This is a genomic window from Kribbella sp. NPDC050124 (genome assembly GCF_044460355.1).
Classification (GTDB): domain Bacteria; phylum Actinomycetota; class Actinomycetes; order Propionibacteriales; family Kribbellaceae; genus Kribbella.
In genome coordinates this window covers 403218-420952 of record NZ_JBITJU010000004.1, presented here as the reverse complement: position 1 = coordinate 420952, position 17735 = coordinate 403218, and the positions used below count along the sequence as shown (strand labels likewise).

Annotated in this window: 16 protein-coding genes; 3 read left to right on the top strand and 13 right to left on the bottom strand. The window is 69.0% G+C overall.

What is annotated here, in order from left to right:
• Positions 1 to 57 precede the first annotated feature (57 nt).
• From ACIBL3_RS14340 to ACIBL3_RS14330, 3 genes are all read right to left on the bottom strand, one after another.
• Positions 58 to 600 (bottom strand): rRNA adenine N-6-methyltransferase family protein, encoded by a 543-nt coding sequence (locus ACIBL3_RS14340; RefSeq protein ID WP_396353727.1) that lies wholly within the window; start codon positions 598 to 600, stop codon positions 58 to 60.
• A gap of 88 nt (positions 601 to 688) precedes the next feature.
• Positions 689 to 1849: a CapA family protein gene (locus ACIBL3_RS14335; protein WP_396353726.1), complete on the bottom strand. Its 1161-nt coding sequence runs from the start codon at positions 1847 to 1849 to the stop codon at positions 689 to 691.
• A 67-nt stretch (positions 1850 to 1916) separates the two neighbouring features.
• Complete coding sequence (locus ACIBL3_RS14330) at positions 1917 to 2195, bottom strand: helix-turn-helix domain-containing protein (protein WP_396353725.1); 279 nt, start codon at positions 2193 to 2195, stop codon at positions 1917 to 1919.
• A 72-nt stretch (positions 2196 to 2267) separates the two neighbouring features.
• On the opposite strand from ACIBL3_RS14330, the gene map reads away from it, so the two are divergent.
• The gene (gene map, locus ACIBL3_RS14325; RefSeq protein WP_396353724.1) at positions 2268 to 3035 is read left to right on the top strand and encodes a type I methionyl aminopeptidase; all 768 of its coding nucleotides are present in this window, start codon (positions 2268 to 2270) and stop codon (positions 3033 to 3035) included.
• A 45-nt stretch (positions 3036 to 3080) separates the two neighbouring features.
• Here the strand turns inward: map and ACIBL3_RS14320 are convergent, their stop codons facing one another.
• Entirely contained in the window at positions 3081 to 5741 is a 2661-nt protein-coding gene (locus tag ACIBL3_RS14320; protein WP_396353723.1) for a tetratricopeptide repeat protein, read from the bottom strand.
• Positions 5738 to 7498 carry an HSP90 family protein gene (locus ACIBL3_RS14315; RefSeq protein ID WP_396353722.1) on the bottom strand — a complete coding sequence of 587 codons (1761 nt, stop codon included), beginning with the start codon at positions 7496 to 7498 and terminating at the stop codon, positions 5738 to 5740. Before ACIBL3_RS14315 ends, ACIBL3_RS14320 begins: the two co-directional genes overlap by 4 nt.
• A 114-nt stretch (positions 7499 to 7612) precedes the next feature.
• Here ACIBL3_RS14315 and ACIBL3_RS14310 point away from each other — a divergent pair, with 114 nt between their 5' ends.
• Complete coding sequence (locus ACIBL3_RS14310) at positions 7613 to 8575, top strand: endonuclease/exonuclease/phosphatase family protein (protein ID WP_396353721.1); 963 nt, start codon at positions 7613 to 7615, stop codon at positions 8573 to 8575.
• On the opposite strand, the gene ACIBL3_RS14305 is transcribed toward ACIBL3_RS14310, so the two are convergent.
• On the bottom strand, positions 8570 to 9364 hold the full coding sequence (locus ACIBL3_RS14305) for a TetR/AcrR family transcriptional regulator (protein WP_396353720.1): 795 nt from the start codon (positions 9362 to 9364) through the stop codon (positions 8570 to 8572). The genes ACIBL3_RS14310 and ACIBL3_RS14305 overlap by 6 nt on opposite strands.
• Before the next feature lie 20 nt (positions 9365 to 9384).
• Positions 9385 to 10218: an NAD(P)H-binding protein gene (locus tag ACIBL3_RS14300; protein ID WP_396353719.1), complete on the bottom strand. Its 834-nt coding sequence runs from the start codon at positions 10216 to 10218 to the stop codon at positions 9385 to 9387.
• A gap of 98 nt (positions 10219 to 10316) precedes the next feature.
• Between ACIBL3_RS14300 and ACIBL3_RS14295 the strand changes: the two genes are divergently transcribed.
• Complete coding sequence (locus tag ACIBL3_RS14295) at positions 10317 to 11330, top strand: Rv2578c family radical SAM protein (RefSeq protein WP_396353718.1); 1014 nt, start codon at positions 10317 to 10319, stop codon at positions 11328 to 11330.
• Between the two features lie 85 nt (positions 11331 to 11415).
• Here the strand turns inward: ACIBL3_RS14295 and guaA are convergent, their stop codons facing one another.
• From guaA to ACIBL3_RS14265, 6 genes are all read right to left on the bottom strand, one after another.
• Positions 11416 to 12966, bottom strand: coding sequence for a glutamine-hydrolyzing GMP synthase (guaA, locus tag ACIBL3_RS14290; protein WP_396353717.1), 1551 nt, complete (start codon positions 12964 to 12966; stop codon positions 11416 to 11418).
• A 378-nt stretch (positions 12967 to 13344) separates the two neighbouring features.
• Positions 13345 to 13524 carry a hypothetical protein gene (locus ACIBL3_RS14285; protein ID WP_396353716.1) on the bottom strand — a complete coding sequence of 60 codons (180 nt, stop codon included), beginning with the start codon at positions 13522 to 13524 and terminating at the stop codon, positions 13345 to 13347.
• Between the two features lie 19 nt (positions 13525 to 13543).
• Positions 13544 to 14614 carry a hypothetical protein gene (locus ACIBL3_RS14280; protein ID WP_396353715.1) on the bottom strand — a complete coding sequence of 357 codons (1071 nt, stop codon included), beginning with the start codon at positions 14612 to 14614 and terminating at the stop codon, positions 13544 to 13546.
• Entirely contained in the window at positions 14611 to 15300 is a 690-nt protein-coding gene (bioD, locus tag ACIBL3_RS14275) for a dethiobiotin synthase (RefSeq protein WP_396353714.1), read from the bottom strand. Before bioD ends, ACIBL3_RS14280 begins: the two co-directional genes overlap by 4 nt.
• Entirely contained in the window at positions 15297 to 16418 is a 1122-nt protein-coding gene (locus ACIBL3_RS14270) for an 8-amino-7-oxononanoate synthase (RefSeq protein ID WP_396353713.1), read from the bottom strand. Before ACIBL3_RS14270 ends, bioD begins: the two co-directional genes overlap by 4 nt.
• Positions 16418 to 17722, bottom strand: coding sequence for an adenosylmethionine--8-amino-7-oxononanoate transaminase (locus ACIBL3_RS14265; RefSeq protein ID WP_396353712.1), 1305 nt, complete (start codon positions 17720 to 17722; stop codon positions 16418 to 16420). Before ACIBL3_RS14265 ends, ACIBL3_RS14270 begins: the two co-directional genes overlap by 1 nt.
• Positions 17723 to 17735 lie beyond the last annotated feature (13 nt).

Below are 17735 nucleotides of genomic sequence, written 5' to 3'. Positions count from 1 at the left end.
TTGCCGACAGCAAGAACCCCCGCTGGTCACCTCTGACCGGCGGGGGTTCTGCTCTTTCTACCGTTTGCGCAGTACCAGGACTGCTGAGTCGACATGCGGCGGTGGGGTGAAGGCCTTACGGGGAAGGCGGAGACCGATCGACGGGTCGTAGTGGCGGAGCCATCGGTTCGCACCAGGCACGTCGCCGCGAGACCACCGGTTCGCCACCGCCCGCTGCAGCACCAGATCAGCCGACACCAGGCGAGAACCCGGTGCCAGCAAGCGCTTCAGCAGTGCGGTGGAGACGTTGTACGGCGGACTCGACACCACCCGGAACGGCCGGGCCGGCAACCGCAGGTCGGCGGCATCGGCACGGACCACCGTGACCGGTGCATCCGCGAACCGCCGCCGCAACCGGTCGGCACGGCCAGGGTGGAGCTCGACGGCGATCACCTGGGCTCCGGCCCGGACCAGCGGCGCGGTCAGCGCGCCGAGTCCGGCTCCGACGTCGAGGACGAGCTCACCGGGTCCGACCCCGGCGGCGTCGACGACGCGTTGGGCCCAACGACTATCGAGCGGATGCCATCCCCAGGCACCCCTCGCCTGCCCGGAGGCGGGCACGACGGACCATCACGAAGTACGTAATCATGCCCCGACCCTAAACAGCCGGACCGCCAACGTTCAAAGCATTTTCAGCTGTCAACTGCCGTCAAAGGGCTTTCGGGGTTGCGCCTAGTGACTTGACGGTTGTCGTCGTACGGTGTTCTGCGCGTTCCAGGCGGGTACGGCGGGCCGCGGCCAGGCCTGGCTTGGCGAGCTCCCGCCGTACGTCGAGAACGCGGACCGGCAACGCGTCCGTCATCAGCAGCGGGGTGTACTCGGCGGCGGCGGTGGTCCAGCGGTCGCCGTCGCGCTGGAAGGTGAAGCGGACCAGGAGGCCCTCGGCCTTGGTCGTGCTGGGCTCACGGTGCGCGGCGATCAGGTTGCCGAGACCGTACGCGACCCATTTGCCGTCGATGTTCTCCATCGGCTGGACGACGTGGGCGTGGTGTCCGAGCAGCAGGTCGATGTTGCTGTCGGCAAGCAGTTGCGGAGCGACCTCGCGCTGCTGGTCGTTGAGCTTGCTCGAGTACTCGGTGCCCCAGTGGCAGCTGACGACCACGATCTCGGCACCGCGATCACGCGCCTTCTGCGCCATCGCCTTGATCTTCGGTACGTCGATCTTGCCCGCCCGCCAGGTGTCACCGTCGGGGTACGGCAGGCCGTTGAACCCGAAGGTGTAGCTGAGGACGGCGAGCTTCACGCCGCGAACGTCAATGATCGTTGGGGTTTCGGCCTCATCCTGGGTGCGGGCCACACCTGCGTGCCGGAGTCCGGCGCGCTCGAGCGTCTTCAGGGTGCGATCCACGCCGGCCGCACCGCCGTCGAAGCTGTGATTGCTTGCGGTCGTGCAGACGTCGTACCCGGTCTGCCTGAGGGCCGCGGCGATCTGCGGAGGGCCCTGGAACAGCGGGTAGCCGTGGTACGGGCCGCCGAGTGGAGCCAGCGGGGTTTCCAGGTGGGCGATCGCGACGTCCGCGTCCTGGACGATCGGTTTGACGCCGGCCATCACCGGGGCGAAGTCCCACGCGCCGTTGTCGCCGTCGCGCTTGGCGGTGGTCCACAGGCGCTCGTGCAGGAGTACGTCGCCGGTCGCCACCAGGGTGATCCGGTCAGGCAGGTTCGCCTTGTTTTTCTGGGGTTTCGGCTTGGCTGTCGCGCCCTTTGTGCCACCGGTGTCGGCGGCGGTGTCCGCGATACAGCCGGTCGTCGCGAGCGCTCCCGCTCCGGCGAGCATCGCCCCCAGCACAGCACGACGTCGTACCGCCATTCCAAGCCCCCAAGCTTCGTCCCCCGGTTGCTTGGGAGACGCCGCGGGCGGCGGTTTGGTTCGCGGGTCAGGCGATCAGGTTGGAGTCGTCCTGGGTTGCCGGGTTGTCCGCGCAGGCCGCGACCAGGGTGTCGAGGGACAGGTCGAGGGTCGCGGCGACGGCGGCGACGGTGAACAGCGCCGGGGTCGGGATGCGGCCGGTCTCGATCTTGCGGAGCGTGTCGACAGAGACGCCGCAGGCCGCGGCGACGTCGACCATGCTGCGTTCACCGCGCGCCTCCCGCAGCAGGGCGCCGAGCTGCCGGCCGCGCTCGCGGTCCCAGCTGGACAGAGGTGGTCGTACCATGACCGTGATAATAGTACCGGTATAGTTATCCGGGAAGTGCAGTGGCCGAGAGGCCGAGGTCGAGGAGCGGGCATGGTCGAGTTGAAGACTCCGGCGGAGATCGAGCAGATGCGGGCCGCCGGGCGGGTGGTCGCGAGCGCGCTGGCCGCGGTGAAGAAGGAAGCCGCCGTCGGGATGTCGCTGCGTGAGCTCGACGCGGTCGCGCGGGATGTGCTGCGGTCGGCGGGCGCGGTGTCGCTGTTCGAGGGCTACCAGCCGGGGTTCGCGACGACGCCGTTCAGTGGCGTGATCTGTACGTCGGTCAACGACGCCGTACTGCATGGTCTGCCCGGAGACCTCGTGCTGCAGGACGGCGACCTCCTGAACGTGGACTGCGGGGCGTCGGTCGACGGCTGGTGCGCGGACTCGGCGATCAGCTTCTGCGTCGGTACGCCACGCGCCGAGGACCTGGAATTGATCGCGACTACCGAGCAGGCGCTGGCGGCGGGGATCGCCGCTGCCGTTCCGGGCAACCGGCTCGGCGACATCGGCGCCGCGATCGGCCGGATCGGCAAGGCGGCCGCGGTCGGCACCAACCTGGACTTCGGCGGTCACGGCATCGGCCGTCGCATGCACGAGGACCCGCACGTCCCCAACAGCAGCCGCCCCGGCCGCGGCCTCAAACTCCGCCCCGGCCACGTCTTCGCCATCGAGCCGTGGTTCTGGTCCGGCTCCACCACCACCTACGTCATCGACGACGACGGCTGGACCCTCCGCTCCTCGGACCACACCCGAGGCGCCCACGCCGAACACACCGTCGCCGTCACCGAAGAAGGCCCCCAAATCCTCACGTTGGTATAGCCCACGCGCCTGGCACGTGCTCCGTGGGGCTGCGGCGGCACCGCACTAGTCGTTGAGCCGAGTCTCCAGCGCGTCGGCCTCTTGGGTGCGGCCTTCGGTGCGCAGGCGGTCCAGGAGGAGGTAGCCGGCTCGGTACCAGAGGTCGTGGCCGGTGGGGAGCGTGGTGAAGATGTCTTCGGCGAGTTTCGCGTCCGTGGTGCCGTGTTCGGCGATCAGGAGGCGGGCGTTGGTGTGCTGGTCCTCGAAGCCGCCCTTCTCGTAGTGGTCGGCGGCTTGCGTGGCCTGTTGTACGGCGGTCTCCGTCTCGCCCTGCTGGAGTGCAATCACGGCCAGGTCCCAATGGACACCGGCAGTCTGGAAGAGCACGCGCTGGTCGGCTGACGGCAACGCCTCCAGCAGCAGACGAGCACGCTCGACCAACTCGACCGCCTGCGCGAAGTTACCCGCGTAGCGTGCCGACTGGGCTGCGAGCCGCACGGCCTGCACCTGCTCCACCGGCTGCTCACCGGCCTCGTAGTAGGCGGCAGCCGCGACCAGAGCGTCGACCGCCTCCTCATCACGGTCAAGCTGGCTCAGCAACAACCCCTCGTCCTGCCGCACCATGCCCAGCCACGCCGGGTGCGCCTCGTCAGGCGCCGACGCAAGCAGCTCGCCCACCTTCGTCAGCGCAGCCTGCAGCTCGCCCAGGGCCTTGTAGGCATCAATCAGCACGCCGCGTGCGTCCGCCAGCGGCTCAGCAAGCTCCGGACTGCTCCCCAGCCCCGGCAGCGCTTCCTCAGCGGTCTCAGCTGCCTCCAACGGACGCCCAGTCAGCAGGTACGCACGCGCCAGCTCCAGCTGAGTCAGCGCGACATGCACGTCCAGCTCAGGCGTCCCCGCCGCCAGCGCCACCGCTTCGATCAGGTCCTCGGCTGCCTCACCCGGACGCTCCAGCTCCAGCCGAAGCCGCCCGCGCTGCTTGTACGCAAACGACCGCGCCAGGTCAGACGGCGTACCAAGGCCAACCGTCGCAGCCGCCTCCGCCTCCTCGAAGCGCCCCAAGTTCGCGAGCAGGTTGCACTCCAGGATCGCTCCACCCGCCCGCAGGTCTTCGTCGATGTCCGTACGCTCGCGGAGCTCAGCCAGCTCCCGTACGGCGTCGTCCAGCCGACCGGCCTGCGCGTACATGGTCGCCAGCGAGTACTGCCAGTGCCCGCGACGCTGTGGCTCGTCGTTGGCCACCAGCCAGCGAATCGGCTCCTCACCGGTCGCGAGGCCTTCGTCAACCTGCCCGGTCTCGCACAGCAACCGGCCGATGCGACCGCGGTCGCGCAGTACGCGGACCTCCTCGCCCGCGTCGGCGTACAACGCCAGCGCCTCGCGCCATGCCTCCAGTGCGACCTCCGCCTGGTCGTGCGCGACCAGACCGCGGCCGTCCAGCACCCGAGCACGGTCCACCGGGGTCCACTCGCTCTCCGGCACCTCCTGCTCGAAGGCGCGCCACGCAGCCGCCGCCTCCTCCGGCTGAGCCTTCTGCCAGGCCTCCTCGGCCCGGTCCAACCAGCCACGGCCCGACGGTGTGGGCTGCGTGCTGTCGACAGGCTCCTCCGGCGCTTGCTGAGCTGCCGCCTTGACTGCCTGTGCCCGCCGAGCAGTCTCTGACAACGGCAGGTACTCCACCCACGGCTCAGCCGTCAGCATCCCCTGAATCAGCGAGCTGCGATGCGTCGTCCCGTTCCGCGCATCGAACTGCGCAGCCAACTCCAGCGCCCGCCCAGCCAACTGCTCACTCAGCTCTGCCGCCGGCACGGAGTCAGCCTTCGGCAGCCGGATCATCAGCCCGTCCACTCGCCCGAGCGCATGCGCAGCCGCCGCAGCGAACGTCATCTCGGCGTACGGCGACGGCGGGTCGTCGAACTCGGGCAGGTGCCGCTCGATCAGCTCCACCGCCTTCAGTTCATTGCCAGTGCGAGCCAGGAACTCCACGTGATCCGCGTGCTCACTCAGCTCACCGACCCGACTACGCAGGAGCCGATAGCCCTTCCGGTGCGCGTCGATTGCCTCGGTGTACATGCCCTCGGCAAGGTACGCGGGTAGCAATGCGGTCAGCATCTGCTGCGGCTGCTCGGCGCAGGTCAGTTGCCCGTCCAGGACGTTCACGGCCAGCGCTACGGCGTCCGCCGTATGCCCGACGCTCGTCAGGTGGTGCACCTTCGACGTGGGGTCGCAGCCGACGCAGTCCGACAGGTCGTCGCGCGGCGCGGTCGACCACAGCCGGAACTGCTCGGCCGCAGCCTCCGTGTCACCGATGTGGTGGGCGACCAGCCAGCGGTGCTGGTGTACGGCGTGCATGCTGTGACCACTGAGCTGCCAACGCCGTTCCATGTCGTCCAGTACGGCGTACGCGCGGTCCAGCGGGACCTCGGGGAATTTGGTCAGCGTGCTGGGCGCGTACTTGAAGCACCAGTGGAACAGGTGCGAGTAGTCCTGGTACTTGCCCGGGTCCGCGTCCCAGTCCGCAACGCACCGCGCGAACGGCACCAGCGACTTCCGCGGCTCCCCACCCATCACGTACGCCGTCACCAGTGCCAGCCGGCTGTAGAACGCCAGGTCGTCCGCGCCGTCCGCGTCCGCCCGCCGTACGACGTCCTCCAGCAGAGCGGACCGTGCTTTCCCGTACGGCGTGCTCTCGGCACGCTGCAGCCGGTCGATCAGGTCCTGGTTCATCGGGTCGGGTCCTCCTGCGTGGGGACGGCCTGGTCCAGCAGGCCGAGGAACGAGCGGTTCACCAGCGCGGAGTCGGCCGGGCCGATCGGGTGGTAGCCGAGCATCAACGCGTGCCCGTACAGGCCTTCCACGGCGAGCTGTGCGAGCTCACGGTCGTTCAGCGACGCCATCCGCCGTACCAATGGACTGCGGTGGTTCAGCACCAACTGCGGGCGACTGTCGTCGTGCGTGTCGAGGGCACCCAGCACCTCCGACCACAGCGCGTCCGCACGGTCTTTGGTGCTCCGGAGCTCTCTGGCGAACTGCGCGGACCGGTCGACGAGGTAGAGCGCGGGCAGACTGGCCGGCTCGAACGCACGGACCACCACCTCGCAGCCGACCGGGTCCAGCGCGTCCTGCGCCAACTGGACGAACGGGCGGAGCTGGAGCTCGGTGTCCGGGTCCAGACTGTCGAAGCTGGTGCTCAGCTCGGTCGGGTCGAACCTAGTGGTGACAAGGTCGGGCACTACCTTCGGCAGCCGCTCCAGCAGCTCGCTGTCGTAGGTGTAGCCGCCGTTCACCACAGTGATCTGCTGTGCAGCGGCCACTGCGGCGAGCTGGCGGAACTCCTCGATGGTGGCGACGTACCTGATCTCGCCAGTACGTTCCTGGAGCTCTGCAGTCGTCATGCGGCCGTGGTTGGTCTCGAAACGCAGCCAGCGGTGGACGAGCCGGAGCATCTCGTCGTCGTGCAGCGCAAGGGCCTTCACACCGAGCTGATGGATGCCGAGGAACTTGTCGAGCTTGCCCGGATCCGTGCTGCCCAACCGGACCAGCCAGCCACGCAGCTGCGCGCCGAGCGCCTCCCGCGTGGCCTCGAGGTTGCCGTCGTCGAACAGCGCCTCGCGACTCGCAGTAGGGCGCAGCTCGGAGGTGTCGATGACTGCGCGCACGAAGAACGCCCACTCCGGCAGCAGCCCTTCGACGTTCTCCGCGAGCAGCATTCGCTTCAGGTAGACGCGATGCGTCGCGCGCTCGGCGGGGTTGGCCGCGAACGGCAGCACGAACGCGACACCGGTCAGCCCGGCAGCGGGGTTGTTCAGATGGATCACGTCGAACGGCGTGAACCCGAGCTTGTCCTGGGCGTAGCCGACCAGGTCCGCGACGCCGGCTCCCTCCCAGGGCGCCTTGCCGTCGGTGACCTGCTCGCCGTCCACGCGGATCTCGATCGGCAGCAGCGCACCGAACAACCGGATCAGCTCGACCACCGTGGCCTGCTTGTACCACTGCTCCACACCACGCCGGGCCTTGAGCGTGACCGTCGTACCGACCTCGGCGCGGTCCGCGGTGTCCGCGATCGTGTAGCGGCCGTCCGCCGTACCGAGCCAGCGGGTCGCCGGTCCGCCGGCCGGCTGGGTGACGACCTCGATCTCGTCGGCGACCATGAACGCGGACAGCAGGCCGATGCCGAACTGGCCGAGGAACTCCGTCCGCGCGAACCCGATCTCGTCGCGCTTCGAACTCCGTCCGATCGTCGCCAGCAGCTCCCGGACCTCGTCCGGCCGCAGCCCGATCCCGGTGTCGCTGATCGTCAGTACGTCGTCCGCCGTCCGCACCTCGATCCGCTTCGGCGCATCGGGATCCTTGGCCTGCCGGGCGGTGATCGCGTCGACCGCGTTCTGCAGCAGCTCCCGCAGATACACCCGCGGGCTGCTGTACAGATGGTTGCTCAGCAGGTCGACGATCCCTTGCAGATCGACCTGGAAGTTCTCACTCACCCGGGCAACCTACGGCATGGTGGGGGGCCACCCGGAAGTCGGCGACTGTTCGCTTCAGGTTGGTGACGGGCGGTGGCGAACGGCGTACTTTCGTCGTAGGGAGGGTGTGGACAAATGACGCTGACGGTGGGGACTTTCAACCTCAACAATCTGTTCGACCGGTGGAACTTCGCCGGTGCGGTGGACGTGCTCGCGCAAGGCACCAGCTCGGTGCCGGCGACGTACACGTTCGACGACGAGCACCGCCGCCGGTTGCAGCTGGACGGCCACGGCAAACTCTTGGTGGCGAAGAAGCCGGAGGACACGACCCGGGTCGCCGAACGGCTGCTGGCCGCGAACGTGGACGTGTGGGTCGTGCAGGAGGTCGAGAACGCCGACGTACTGCGCGAGTTCAACCGCGACCACCTGGACGGCGGCTACGAGCACGTGATGGTGATCGACGGCAACGACTCGACCCGGTTCATCGACATCGGCATCCTGTCCCGGCGGCCGCTCGGTGGCGTGACCAGCTACCAGCGCGCGTTCCACCCGGACGTGCCGGACCGGCCGATCTTCTCCCGCGACCTGGTCGAGGCGGAGATCCTGGACGTCCGCGGGCGCAACGTGCTGACCGTCTTCGGGACGCACCTGAAGTCGAAGTTCGTCGACTTCACCGTCGCAAACCCGGTCGCGGCTTTCGAGGCTGCCCAGCTGCTCCGGACCCAGCAGGCGGACACGATCATGCGGATCATCGCGCAGCGGACCAGCACCCGGCAGCGCTTCCTGCTCTGCGGCGACATGAACGACACCCCGGACTCGCCCGCGCTGGCGGCGTACCAGAAGGCCGGGCTGGTGAACGCGCTGCTGACACCGACCGAGATCGGCGCCGTCACGACGACGGTCGACCTGCCGGCGAACCCGGCCTGGACGTCGACGTTCAAGGAGTCCGGGCAGCCACGGACGTTCGACCTGATCGACCAGATCTGGCTGTCACCGGCGCTGGCGCCGCGACTGCAGGAGGCGTTCATCGGCCGGCGCCGCAAGCTCGCCCGGGACGGAACCGATCACGATCCCGCCTGGATCTCCCTTGATCTATAGGGATTTCGCCTGGGCCTCGACCCCGTCGAGCAGGCGGTCGAGGCCGTAGCGGTACGCGTCGGTGGCCGCCTCGCGGACGGTGTCCTGGTACCCGTTCGCGTTCCAGATGGCCGTCATCGCGGGATGTCTTTCGACATCGAAGTACGTCTCCCAGAGGTCGTTGCGGTCGTACCACCACGCCTCGTTGCTCTGCCCGCTGGAACGCTCGACCAGCTCGTTCTCGGCCTCCAGACCGGCCGCGGAGTCGACGTACGTCGTGATGGCTAGCGCAGCCGTGTTCGTGTCACGCGGGCTGAGGTCGAGTGGCAACAGTGTGGAGAGCAGGTACTCACGGCCGGCCAGCATGCCCGGGCCGACGGGCGGGCGGACGGTGGAGACGCGGGCCAGCCAGGGGTGGCGCTCGTACATCGCTCGGGTCTGCTCGGAGTACACCTCCACCTGCTCGCGCCAGTCCGTCGGTCTGGACTCGCCAGGACCGGGTAGCTGCCGCTCAGCCAGTGCCTCGTCGACCATGAGGTCCAGCAGCTCTTCCTTGGACGGCACGTAGGTGTAGAGGGTCATCGTGCCTACGCCGAGTGCCTTCGCGACTCCACCCATGGAGGCTGCGTCGAGCCCACGCTCGTCAGCCAACCGGATACCGGCCTGCACCACTCCGTCGACGTCCAGCGACGGTCGCCGGCCGGCGGTACGCCGTACCTCCTGTCGCTGGGACCCCTGCTGTCGCTGGTTCCGCCAGAGCAGAGCGAGCGTGCGCTCGGGCTGACCTCCACCGCTGTGCCGCACTGTCACAGTGCACAGCGTCCCATGGGTCAGCGGAAGGCGTCGGCGTTGGCTAGCGCCCACTCGCGGTAGGTGATCGCCGGCCGGCCGGTCAGCCGCTGCACGGTCGGCTCTGGAGTCATCGGGTGCTCAGCCATCATCCGGAAGCCGTCGAGCAGCCACTGCGCCGTCTCGGTGCCCACGATCGGGGTCCAGACCGCCATGTACTCCTCGGGCGATTGCTCCTCGAACTTCACCTCGCGCCCGAGCGCCTGGGCGATGTACTCCACCTGCTGCGGCGCGGTCAGCCCTTCCGGGCCGCTCATGGTGAGCTTCTGGCCTGTGTAGCTCTCGTTGCTGATGGCTACTTTGGCTACGGCGGCGATGTCCTTCAGGTCGATCGGCGTCTGGACCGCCGCCGGGTAGGGCGCGCGTACGACGTTCTCCGCCTTGATCGACGTCGCCCAGTCGAGGGTGTTGTTCATGAACTGGCCCGGCCGCAGGTGGGTCCACTCGAAGCCGCCCTGCTCGATCGCACGCTCGACCTTGTAGTAGTGCCACTCGGCCGGATCACCTTGCGCTTCGTACTCCGCAGGCTCACCGGACAGTACGACGACCCGCCGTACGCCGGCCTGTTGGGCGGCGGTCACGAAGTCGTCGACGTACGCCGGAAGCGGCGCCAGGTAGACGGTGTCGATGCCGCGCAGCGCGGCCGGGAGGGTCTCGGGTTTGCCGAGGTAGCCCTTCGCGACCTCGACGGACTGTGGGAGCGCAGCCTTCTTGGGGTTGTTGGTGAGCGCTCGGACCGGCAGGTCTGCGGCCACGAGCTCGTCGACGAGGAGTCGGCCCACGCTGCCCGTTGCGCCGGTCACCAGGATCGTCATTTCTTGTGTCCTCCCTTGCTGGCTATTTCCGTAGGGTATACGAGAATAGTCTGCCGGTCGACTTGAAGATCTGGGGAACATATGTTCGACTGTGATGCATGAGATGGGCTGGTCAGCAGGTCGACGCGGAGACTCCGGGGACGTTGCCGGGGCTCGGTTCGATCGCTGGCCTGGTCCGGTCGGTGACCACGCCGGAGTTCCGCGGTGTCACCTTCCACGAGGTGCTGGCGCGCTCCGCGCTGAACTCGGTGCCGGGGACGTCGCTCCCGTTCAACTGGACGATCAACCCGTACCGCGGCTGCACCCACGCCTGCCGCTACTGCTTCGCCCGGCCGACCCACGCCTACCTCGAGCTCGACCAAGGCGCCGACTTCGACCAGCAGATCGTGGTCAAGACCAACGTGGTGGACGTCCTCCGCCGCGAGCTCGCCCGCCCCTCGTGGCGCGGCGAACAGGTTGCCTTGGGCACCAATACCGATCCCTACCAGCGGGCCGAGGGCCGCTACCGGCTGATGCCGGGGATCATCGAAGCGCTGGCCGGCTCGGGCACACCGCTGTCCGTGCTGACGAAGGGCACCCTGCTGCGCCGCGACCTCGACCTGCTGTCCACGGCCGCCACGGAGGTCTCCGTCGGCATCGGCATCTCCCTCGCCCTGGCCGACGAGGACCTCCGCAAACTCGTCGACCCCGGTGCCCCGTCCGTCCGCGGCCGCCTCGACCTGATCCGCGCCGTACGCAACGCCGGCCTCCCCTGCGGCGTGATGGTCGCCCCCGTCCTCCCCTGGCTCACCGACTCAGCCGAACACCTGGACGACCTGCTCGGCCAACTCGCCGAAGCCGGCGCCACCGGAGTCACCCCACTCGTCCTGCACCTCCGCCCAGGCACCAAGGAATGGTTCATGACCTGGCTAGCCCGAACCCGCCCCGACCTGGTCCCCCGCTACACATCCCTCTACGCCCACGGCCCCAACGCCGCCCCCAGCTACCTCTCCGCCTTCACCACCAAAATCCACCCCCTCCTCCACAAACACGGCTTCGCGCACCCCTCCCCCCGCCGCTCCGCACCCCTCCCCCACAAACCCCCCGACATCACCCAGCAAACCCTCTTCTAAGTCACCCGCTGGCGCGATGTTGGAGGGTTTCCGGCACATACAACGCAAAACCCGCCAGGGTTCGCTGCACAACCCGTCTCGCGGTCTACTCCCACTCGATGGTGCCGGGGGGCTTGCTGGTGATGTCGAGGGTTACGCGGTTGATTTCGTCGACCTCGTTGGTGATGCGGGTGGAGATGCGTTCGAGGACGTCGTACGGAAGGCGGGCCCAGTCGGCCGTCATCGCGTCTTCGCTGGTGACCGGGCGGAGGACGACCGGGTGACCGTACGTACGGCCGTCGCCCTGGACGCCGACCGAGCGGACGTCGGCCAGCAGGACGACCGGGAACTGCCAGATGTCGCGGTCCAGACCGGCGGCGGTGAGCTCGGTGCGGGCGATCAGGTCGGCGGCGCGGAGGATGTCGAGGCGGTCCTTGGTGACCTCGCCGATGATGCGGATGCTCAGGCCCGGGCCGGGGAACGGGTGCCGGTAGACCATCGCCTCCGGCAGGCCGACGGCCAGGCCCAGCTCGCGGACCTCGTCCTTGAACAGGGTGCGCAGCGGCTCGATCAGGCTGAACTGAAGGTCGTCGGGCAGACCGCCGACGTTGTGATGGGACTTGATGTTCGCGGCGCCGGCGCCACCGCCGGACTCGACCACGTCGGGGTACAGCGTGCCCTGGACCAGGAACTCGATGTGCCGCTCGGCGTCCACCTTGCGGGCGGTCGCCTCGAAGGTCCGGATGAACTCGCGGCCGACGATCTTCCGCTTCTGCTCCGGGTCGGTCACGCCGGCCAGCGCGCCGAGGAACTGATCCTCCGCGTCGACCGCCTCGAGCCGGATCCCGGTCGCGGCGACGAAGTCCTTCTCGATCTGGTCCGACTCACCGGCGCGCTGCAGACCGTGGTCGACGTACACGCAGGTCAGTTGGTCGCCGATCGCCCGGTGCACCAGGGCCGCCGCGACTGCCGAGTCGACGCCGCCGGACAGGGCGCACAGCACCTGCTTGTCACCGACCTGCTGCCGGATGAGCTCGACCTGGTCCTCCACGACGTTCGAGGTGGTCCAGTCGCCCTTGCAGCCGGCGATGTCGTACAGGAAGTGTTCGAGCACGGCCTGCCCGGCCTGCGAGTGCAGCACCTCCGGGTGCCACTGCACACCGGCGAGCCGGCGCTCCAGGTCCTCGAACGCCGCCACCGGCGCGCCCTCGGACGCAGCCAGTACGGCGAAGCCGGCCGGCGGAGCGTGGACCGCGTCACCGTGGGACATCCACACGTTGAGGTCCTCGGGGATCCCGGCCAGCAGCGTGCCCGCGGTGCTCACCGTCACCGGCGTCCGGCCGAACTCCCGCAGCCCGGTACGGCGGACCTCGCCGCCGAGGGTCTGCGCCATCGCCTGGAACCCGTAGCAGATCCCGAACGTCGGCAGCCCGACCTCGAACAGCCCGGACTCGACCCGCGGCGCGCCCTCGGCGTACACCGACTGCGGACCGCCGGACAGGATGATCGCCTTCGGATTCCGCGCCAGCATCTCCTCGACCGGCATCGAGTGCGGCACGATCTCGGAGTACACCTTGGCCTCGCGGACCCGGCGCGCGATCAGCTGCGCGTACTGCGCCCCGAAGTCGACGACCAGTACCAACTCATGCTCGCTCACCCGCAAAGCCTATCGGTGCAGCTCAGCCCGGCTGTAATCCGCTGTCCGGAGCGGCCCGCCGGCGACCGACTCAGCCGAAGTGTCATCGCCCGACCGCAAGCCGTTAGGCTCTACCGCATCTCGAGCTGCCTGTCGACGATGCAGCGAATCTTCAGTGCTCAACGACGAGTCGCCGCGGACCCGCGACATGCCAAAGGCCCACCGCGAACACCGACGGGCCTTCAGGCGATCTTGTAACGGAGAGACCTGCCTCCGCCTTCGTACCCGAGTTTAGGATCATGCCCCGAGCAAATCAAACTACCGTTCAGCATGCTGCAGTCGCCACCAAGCTCAGCTCGCCGCGGTTCGCGCCGTACCTCACCGCGACCGGAGGCAACCCTAGTGTTTGGCCAGCGTGTGGTCTGTCGTGCGGAGGGGCTCGTTCGTGGTGTGGAGGCCTGGGAAGCGGCGGCGCATGGCGGCCTCGTGGCGGTCGGCGGAGGCTGGGTCGCCGATGTAGTCGGCGATCAGGTGGCGGCCGAACCACAGTCGCACGCGGCGGCGAGGTGGGAAGCTCACCCGCGGAACGCTATCGGCGTCAGTTGTCGCTTGTATTACTCCGCGTTACGACTCGAAGTCGCTTGGGCGCCCTGAATGACAGCAGGTCGATCATGGGCGGTTCTTCGACCAGACGTACGGCGCTCAGCAGGTCGGCCGCACACTCCAGCGCCACCCGGGCCTCGAGGCGGGCCAGGCCGGCGCCGAGACACCGGTGGATGCCGATCCCGAAGGCGAGGTCGGCAGGACCGCCGTGGCCGGTCAGACCGAGCAGGACGGGAGCGGCCGCAGGCAGCTCGACCCCACCGATCACCGCAGGCCTCGCCGTAACCCGCCGCCACGTAGGCACCGACGAAGCCTCCCGCAACACCTCCTCGACAACCTCGGCTGCCTCGAAGGACCTCCCAAGGCACCTCTGAAAAGCAGTCGAGATGAGTTGGGTTGTTGTTTCTTGGCCGGCTATCAGGAGGAAGTAGGCGACGGCGCAGATCTCTTCGTCGGTTAGGTCCAGGGCGACCAGGACACCGAACAGGTCGTCGGTCGGGGTGCTGCGGGCGGCGGTTGTGCGGGTACGGAGCCAGGTGTAGAACTCGGCGGCGGTGTGGGCGAGTTCGAGTTGGCGGTCCGCGTCAGGCCGGCCCCAGAAGAGTTCGAGGGAGTCTTGGCTCCAGGACTTGAGTGCAGGTACGTCGACGTCGTGGAGGCCGAGCATGTGCAGGAGCACGAGGGCAGGGGGCTCGGCTGCGATGCTTTGGACCAGGTCGAGCTGGTCGCCGGAGGCCAGGGCGGACATCGCCGTGGCTACCCGGGTGGATACGAGCGACCGGGTGAGGGGCTCGACCGCGGCGACGCGGGCGGGGCTGAAGAAGCGGGCGACGGCGGCGCGGATCGGGCGGTGGGACTCCCCCGCGTTGTTCGCCAGCGTCGGCGGCAGCGCGAAACCAACCGCTGACAACACCCGCAACGCCTTCACGGACAACGGCGTGTGAGCCAGTACGGCGTTGTCCGGCCGGAACGTCTCCGGATCCAGCATCACCGCACGCGCGAGCGCGGGATCGTCGACCACCCAGTACCCGAGCTCCTCGTCGTACCGGGCAGGGCAACCGGTCACGCGAACCAGCCCGCGGCCGCGCTCGCAAACCCGTCCATGGCACCGGCTCCGGCCGGGATCCGGGCGATCACCGGTACGCCGGTCGTCGTCGGCAGATCCTCGAGATTGCACTGCTCGGCCAGGTCGGGCTCGTCCGGCCAGGAGCCGATGATCAGCCCCTCGATCGGAAGGTTCCGCCTGCGCAGCGCCTCGACGGTGAGCCCGGTGTGATTGAGCGTGCCGAGACCCGAACGTGTGACCACCACGAACCCACAAGGCGCCGTCAGGTGCGCGGCAAGCTCCGCGAGCCCGCGCCCCTCGGAGTCCAACCCGACCAGCAGTCCGCCCGCCCCTTCAACGAGGACGGTGTCATGTGTCGCCGCCAGGTCGTCGATGAGCTTGGCATGCTCTTCGACGCTGGGAAGCGGGACGCCTTCGCGCCGGGCAGCCGTCGCAGGCGCGAGAGGGTCGCGGAGCCGAACACCTTCGTGGAAGGTGGTCGAGGCGGGCTGAGCGGAGAGGGGAGCTTCGGGGAGGCCGGTCAGGCGGCGTATCTCGGCGAGATCGCCTGGTTCGTCAGGAGTGACACCGGTTTGGGCGGGTTTGACGACGGCGACCGAGCCAGCAAGTGCCGCGCGTACGGCGAGGGCGGCGGTGGCGATCGTTTTGCCTACACCGGTGTCGGTGCCGGTGACGATGAGGATCATGAAACCTGACCGATCGCATCGATGACGACCGCGCAAGCCTGGTCGAAGTCGGCAGCGGTGAGGCCCGCGTTGGCGGTCAGGCGCAGGCGCGAGATGCCGTCGGGGACGGATGGCGGGCGGAAGCTGCCGACCCGTACGCCAGCGGCCAGGCACAGCTCGGCGGCCTGGACCGTCTCACGCGGCCCGGGCATCGGCACGGAGACGACCGCACCGGACGGCCGCGGGACGTTACAGGCCACGGCCAGGCGGGCGGTCGCGGCGTGGATGGCATCGGGCCGCCCGGGCTCGGCCCGTAAAACCTGCAGCGCGGCCAGGGCAGCCGCGCAGGCGGCCGGGTTGAGGCCGGTGTCGTAGATGAACGGCCGGGCCCGGTTCACCAGATGCTCACGCAACAACCGCGGGCCCAGGACGACGCCACCCTGTGAAGCCAGCGACTTGGACAACGTCATGGTGACGACCACGTGATCCAGGCCGGCCAGCCCCGCCGCCGCCACCGAGCCACGGCCGCCGCCGGTGACGCCCAGGCCGTGGGCCTCGTCGACCAGGAGTACGGCGCCGTGAGCCTGAGCAACCGCGGCGAGCGAGGTCAGCGGAGCCTCGTCGCTCAGCACGCTGAAGACGGACTCGGTCAACACCAGCGCATGCGGTTCGTTGCGTTCGGCAAGAACTTTCCCGACGGCGTCCACATCGTTGTGCGGGACGACTTCCACACGCGATCGGGCCAGCCGCCCAGCGTCGATCAGGGAGGCATGCACATGCTCGTCCGAGACCAGCACAGTGCCCGGACCGCCGAGCGCTGTCACGACACCGAGGTTGGCGAGGTAGCCCGACGAGAACACCAGCGCCGACTCCTGCCCGACGTAGGCGGCCAGCGCCGACTCCAGTTCCTCATGCAGGTCTGTGGTGCCGGTGACCAAGCGGGACGCGGTCGCGCCGGTCCCCCAGGTCTGCAAGGCCTCGGCGGCGGCGGAGATCACCCGCGGGTCGCGCGACAGGCCGAGGTAGTCGTTGCCTGCGAGGTCGATCAGGTCCTCGCCGGAAGACCGAGCGCGGAGCCGGCGGGTGAGGCCGCGCGACTCCAGGGCCGCGGCCTTGGGTGCGAGCCACTCCTCGAGCATCAGCCGACCTCCTGCACCGCGCCGGTGATCGCCGAGGTGATGGTCGCGATCTCCTCGTCGGTGCAGACGTACGGCGGCATCGTGTAGACCAGATCGCGGAACGGCCGGACCCACACGCCCCGCCGCAGCACGGCGTCCGTCATCCGCTTCATGTCGACCGGACCGCCCAGCTGTACGACGCCGACCGCACCGATCACGCGGACATCCTTCACGCCCGGCATCGACGCCGCAGGCGCCAGACCAGCCGACAGACCCGCAGATATCTGCGCAACCCGGCCGGCCCAGTCCTGCGAGAGCAACAAGTCGATCGAAGCAAGCGCAACCGCGCAGGCCAACGGGTTCGCCATGAAGGTCGGGCCGTGCATCAGCGCGCCACCCGGGCCGTTCGAAACGGTGTGCGCGACGTCCGTCGTACACAAGGTCGCAGCCAAGGAGAGGTAGCCGCCGGTGAGGGCCTTACCGACGCACAGGATGTCGGGATCGATCCCCGCATGCTCGGAGGCAAACAGTGTCCCGGTCCGGCCGAAGCCGGTGGCGATCTCGTCCAAGATCAGTAGGAACCCGTGCCGGTCGGCGAGGTCACGCAGTACGCGCAGGCAGGCCGGGCTGTACGGGTACATCCCGCCCGCGCCCTGCAGGACCGGCTCGACGACGATCGCGGCGATCTCCCCTGCACGCTCGTCCGCGAGAGCAGTCAGGGCCGCGGCCCAGGCCCGGAGCTCCGGATCGTCCTCCGGCCGGTCGAACCCGGCCGGCGGTTGCGGGCCGAACGACTGCTCCTTCAAGGCGCCCGTGAACAGCGAGTGCATCCCGTTCACCGGGTCGCACACGCTCATCGGCGCGAATGTGTCGCCGTGGTAGCCGCCCCGGACGGTCAGCAGCCGGGTCCGCCCACTGTTGCCCCGGGCAACCTGGTACTGCAGGGCCAGCTTGATCGCGACCTCGACCGACACCGAACCCGAGTCGCAGAAGAACACGTGCTGCAGCGGATCCGGGGTGATCTCGACCAGCCGCTCGGCCAGCCGGATCGCGGGCTCGTGCGTCAGCCCGCCGAACATCACGTGGCTGAAGTCGTCCACCTGGCTCTTCACGGCGGCGTCCAGCACCGGGTTGCGGTAGCCGTGGATCATGCACCACCACGACGCCATCGCGTCGATCGCCTCGACCGTGCCGCCGGCTTCGTCGTCCAGCCGCAGCCGTACGCCGTCAGCGCCGCGGACCAACCGGACCGGGGACGGATCGCTCAGCGAGGAGTACGGATGCCACAGCCGCTCCGCGTCCCGTTGCCACCACTCGCCGGCCACCGCGCCCACCTTC

Coding starts and splice junctions, on each gene's coding strand:
- ACIBL3_RS14335 (WP_396353726.1), bottom strand. CDS start 1,849: ATGGCGGTACGACGTCGTGCTGTGCTGGGGGCGATGCTCGCCGGAGCG.
- ACIBL3_RS14330 (WP_396353725.1), bottom strand. CDS start 2,195: ATGGTACGACCACCTCTGTCCAGCTGGGACCGCGAGCGCGGCCGGCAG.
- map (WP_396353724.1), top strand. CDS start 2,268: ATGGTCGAGTTGAAGACTCCGGCGGAGATCGAGCAGATGCGGGCCGCC.
- ACIBL3_RS14320 (WP_396353723.1), bottom strand. CDS start 5,741: ATGAACCAGGACCTGATCGACCGGCTGCAGCGTGCCGAGAGCACGCCG.
- ACIBL3_RS14310 (WP_396353721.1), top strand. CDS start 7,613: ATGACGCTGACGGTGGGGACTTTCAACCTCAACAATCTGTTCGACCGG.
- ACIBL3_RS14300 (WP_396353719.1), bottom strand. CDS start 10,218: ATGACGATCCTGGTGACCGGCGCAACGGGCAGCGTGGGCCGACTCCTC.
- ACIBL3_RS14295 (WP_396353718.1), top strand. CDS start 10,317: ATGAGATGGGCTGGTCAGCAGGTCGACGCGGAGACTCCGGGGACGTTG.
- bioD (WP_396353714.1), bottom strand. CDS start 15,300: ATGATCCTCATCGTCACCGGCACCGACACCGGTGTAGGCAAAACGATC.
- ACIBL3_RS14270 (WP_396353713.1), bottom strand. CDS start 16,418: ATGCTCGAGGAGTGGCTCGCACCCAAGGCCGCGGCCCTGGAGTCGCGC.